The organism is Corallococcus sp. AB018, from assembly GCF_003986945.1.
In the GTDB taxonomy this organism is placed as follows: domain Bacteria; phylum Myxococcota; class Myxococcia; order Myxococcales; family Myxococcaceae; genus Corallococcus; species Corallococcus exiguus.
The window spans coordinates 1-3,848 of the sequence record NZ_RAWR01000001.1; the positions used below are offsets into that span (position 1 = coordinate 1).

At 71.5% G+C, this 3,848-nt stretch carries 3 protein-coding genes; all 3 read right to left on the bottom strand.

The annotated features are described in order from the left end of the window. Positions 1–1,268, bottom strand: a 1,268-nt coding sequence (locus tag D7Y11_RS00005) for a 3-hydroxyacyl-CoA dehydrogenase NAD-binding domain-containing protein (protein ID WP_233607154.1), incomplete at its 3' end; no start/stop codon positions are given. Positions 1,269–1,274: 6 nt separating this feature from the next. Beyond that, positions 1,275–2,027 carry a thioesterase II family protein gene (locus tag D7Y11_RS00010; protein ID WP_121751480.1) on the bottom strand — a complete coding sequence of 251 codons (753 nt, stop codon included), beginning with the start codon at positions 2,025–2,027 and terminating at the stop codon, positions 1,275–1,277. After that, positions 2,024–3,751 carry a DUF6178 family protein gene (locus tag D7Y11_RS00015; RefSeq protein ID WP_120574527.1) on the bottom strand — a complete coding sequence of 576 codons (1,728 nt, stop codon included), beginning with the start codon at positions 3,749–3,751 and terminating at the stop codon, positions 2,024–2,026. The genes D7Y11_RS00010 and D7Y11_RS00015 overlap by 4 nt, the downstream gene beginning before the upstream one ends. Positions 3,752–3,848 lie beyond the last annotated feature (97 nt).

Genomic DNA, 3,848 nt, shown 5'->3' on the forward strand with positions numbered 1-3,848 from the left:
AGGTCCCACGCCTCCGCGCCTGGACTGGAGAGGACCGGGACCCGCCCGCCCCGCGGGACTGGCGCTCGCGGCGCGGCCCGGGGGTCCCCTGCCCCGCTCTCCAGCGACGGGTCCTCCAGCAGCCTCCGCTCGACGCCTGCTGGCACCGGCAGGCCGTCCCGCCGCATCCGGTCCGCGGTCTGCGTCACCCCGAGCGCGGCCCACATCGCGAACGGGCCGAGCTCCCACTGGAAGCCCCGCGTCAGCGCCACGTCCACGTCCCGGGGTGAGCGCGCCACCGCGCCCACGCAGCGGGCCGCGTGGGACAGGATTCGCGACACCACCTCCCAGGCGAAGCGGCCGGCCCGGCCCTCGTCCGCGATGAGCTTGCGCAGCCGCGCGCTCGCGTCGTCCTCCGCCAGCAACGGCCGCAACGTCCGCGTCAGCGTTGGGTCCGACTCCCGGCGTGCCGCCAGCGAGGGAGGTCCCGCGCGCCATCCGGGTGGAAGCTGGAAGCCAGCGCGCTCCTCTGGCAGCTCCGCGTGGCAGCGCTCCACGACGTCCACGAAGGCGCTGGCCCCCCAGTCCTCCAGGGCCTGGAAGCAGCCCCGCTCGCGCGAGAACAACAAGGCCGTCAGCCCCTCCACGTCCCCCAGCGCCAGCCCGTGCGCCTCCATCCGCTGGAGACAGGTGACGAACGCGTGGGCCGCGGCGCGCTCGGCGACGAGGTGCGGCGACTCCCGGGCCACCACGACGCTCAGGCCCAGCACGTCCCGCGCGAAGGCCCTCGCCTGTTCCACCCGGACCGCCTCCGTCCCGGGGCCCGGCACCAGCTCTACCAGGCGCGCCCTCCTCACGGGCGGCAGGAAGTGCATCCCCAGGAAGCGGCGGAGGAAGTCAGGAGCGCGCCCCGCCACCAGCTCGCGCAGCGGCAGCCGGGACGTGTCCACGGCCACCAGCGCCTGCGGTGCGAGCAGGGGCTCCAGCCGCGCGAGCAGCTCCGACGTCCCGGCCCGCGTCCCCTGCGTGGCGTCCACCACGAGCCCGCAGCCGCGCAGCGCCTCCGCGTCACCCGGGAGCGCACCTGGCGTCACGAGCCTCGCCAGGGAGCGGTGGAAGAACGGGGACGGCGTGGCGTCCAGGGCCCGCGCCAGGCCCTCTGCCGCGGCGCCGGGGCGCTCCACGTCGAGCAGGAGCACGGGGACGCCCACGTTGGCCAGGTGCGCGGCGAGCCCCAGAGCCGGGGCCCCCGTGCCCAGCACGGCGACGCGTTGGATGCGGGAGGCCATGGGCCCTCAGCTCCCCGTCCAGGGCCGGAGCACCCTCCGGAAGAGCTGGAGCAGCGGCTCGGCGCTCGTCCGCGGGAAGAAGTGGCCTCCGGGGAACATCTCCAGCGTGAAGGACTCCCGGGTCTGCTCGGCCCACTCCTCCAGGGCCACGCGCGCCACCGCCTTGTCGTCCTCGCCGCCCAGGACGGTGAGGGGCACCGGGAGCGGCGCCTCGCGCCGGTAGGTGTACGACTCGATGACCGCCCAGTCCGCGCGGATGATGGGCATCAGCATGTCCATCAGCCCGGGGCTCGCGAGCACCTCCGGGGGCGTTCCCTCCAGGCGCACGAGGAACTGGAGGAACTCCTCGTTGGACATCAGGTGCACCTGGGGCGACCACCGCGAGTGCTGGGGCGCGGCGAACGCGGAGATGAACAGGTGGCACGGCAGGGGCGCGTGCCGGCGGCGCAGCTCGCGCACGAGTTCGAAGGAGATGAGCCCGCCCATGCTGTGACCGAACAGCGCGAAGGGCCGGTCGAGCAGCGGCTCCAGCGTGTCCGCCAGTCCCTGGACGAGCGGCTCCAACCGCAGGCTCGGCAGCTCGCGGATGCGCGCGCCACGCCCCGGCAACTCGAGCGCGCACCCCTCCACCGACTCGGGCAGGTCCCGATGCCAGGTCCGGAACACCGAGGCTCCTCCCCCCGCGAAGGGCAGGAAGAAGAGCCTCACCCGTGCCCCGGGCCGAGGCACGGGACGGACGAGCCAGCGTGAATCAATCACCCCCGCCCGTCCTTGCCCGTGGAGCGGTCCCCGGGCGAGGCCGGAGGCGCGGAGGTGGACGCCTTCTTCGCGGGCGCACCGATGCCCTGGACGAACGCCTGCACCGCGTGGATCTGCTGCTGCGTGAAGATGAACCGCGTGTCGCGCTTGTCCGTCTCCTTGGAGCCGCCCGAGATGGCGCGCGGCAGGAAGGGATAATCACTGAGCAGCGCCTTCACCGCGAGGATGACCTGGCGGTCCAGCACGTGGCCCAGCCCGTCCAACCGGCCGCGGGACTGACAGGGCTTGCCCGCGTTGACGTCCGCCTTCAGCGTGGCGGCCATCCGCGTCAGCTCCTTGGACTTCTGCGCGTCGCGCTGGCCCTCGGCCAGCCGGGTCAGCGTCTCCTGGAGCGTGCGCGCCGTGAACATCTGCACGTCGCGGTGCAGGAGGCTCCAGCCCACCTGGAAGAGCTTCACCAGTTCCTGGCGCTCCAGCAGGTCCGCGGCGTCGTCGACGGTGGGGTCCCCGGGCCGGTTGCCCGCGGCCTCCCGCAACAGCCGCTCCATGCCCAGGTTGCAGACCGCCACCGCCGCGTCCGCGGCCTCCAGCGGACGGAACGCGCGGCCCGCATAGGCGCACCCGGAGATGAGGACGTTGGCCAGGTAGCTCAGCTCCCGCAGCCGGTCCATGTACGCCTTCGGCTCGCGGTCGCGGACCGCGAGGACGGCCCGCTTGAACAACGGCTCCGCGTGCGCGGCCTGTGGCTCCCCGGCGGCGAGCAGCGGGTGCTGGGCCGGCGCCTCCAGCACCTCCGCCTCGCGCAGCTCCTGGAGGAACTTCACCACCTTCTGCGACGGCGCGCCCTGCGGCAGGGCCTGCGTGGGTCCCTTCTTCGCCGCCTCCTTCGCCGCGCGATCCAGCGACTTGAAGTAGGACTGGGTGATGGGGTCCGGGGCGCGGGAGGCCACGAGTTCCTCCGTGGGCGTGACGCGCGCCAGGTTGAGGAAGCTGGCCGCCGACGAGGGCGCCACGTAGCCCTCCGCCTCGCGCCGGTCCTCGCGGTCCGCCGCCACGTCCGACTCCAGCATCTCCTCGCTGTTGAGGACGTTGAACAGACCGCCGTTGTCGTCGATGTACTCCGTGGAGATGTAGCAGCAGCGATCCAGCATCCGCATCAGGAAGTCATGGTGGTTCTTGTCCAGCTCCACCAGGACCGCGATGAGCGAATCCCAGCTCAGATGATCCTTGGCGATGATCTGGTATTCGGCGAACTCCTCATACAGACAGCTCTCCAGGGCCTTGTCCGTCAGGTCATCGTCGTCCGAGCGGCTGTTGCCAGACATCCGCTCGGCCATCGCGTCGATGTTGATGACCAGCACGTGCTTGCAGACGGCCAGGGTGACCAGGTCCTCGTCCAGCTCCGCCAGCTTTTGCGCGGCGAACTCCACCCCGGCCTCCATCATCACCTGGAGCCAGAGGCTGAAGCGCTCCGCGTCGAACGTCTGGTCCTTGCCAGGCTTCGCGCTGCGCCAGAGGTCCTCGTCGAAGATCTTCTTGAGCTGTTCGGTCGTCGCCAGGGCGACGATCTCCCCGGAGTCCTCCAGGCCGATGTGGTCGATGAGCTTGGAAAGCACGGGGGCTTCCAACCCCTGCACGATGCTGACCAGCTCCGGCTCCTCCAGGATGCGTGTCAGGAGTTGCTGCGGACGGCTGTTCGAAGAGGTCGACAATGCCTTCGTCATGACTTCTCCCCAAGCAATGCGCCTGCCCCACGGCGCTTCGCCAGACGAATACTAGAACGCCCCGAGCACTGACAGTCTTTTCTGGAATCCACTGAAT

Bases quoted from the DNA above. Each gene is read 5' to 3' on its own strand.
- D7Y11_RS00015 (WP_120574527.1), bottom strand. From the start codon at position 3,751: ATGACGAAGGCATTGTCGACCTCTTCGAACAGCCGTCCGCAGCAACTC.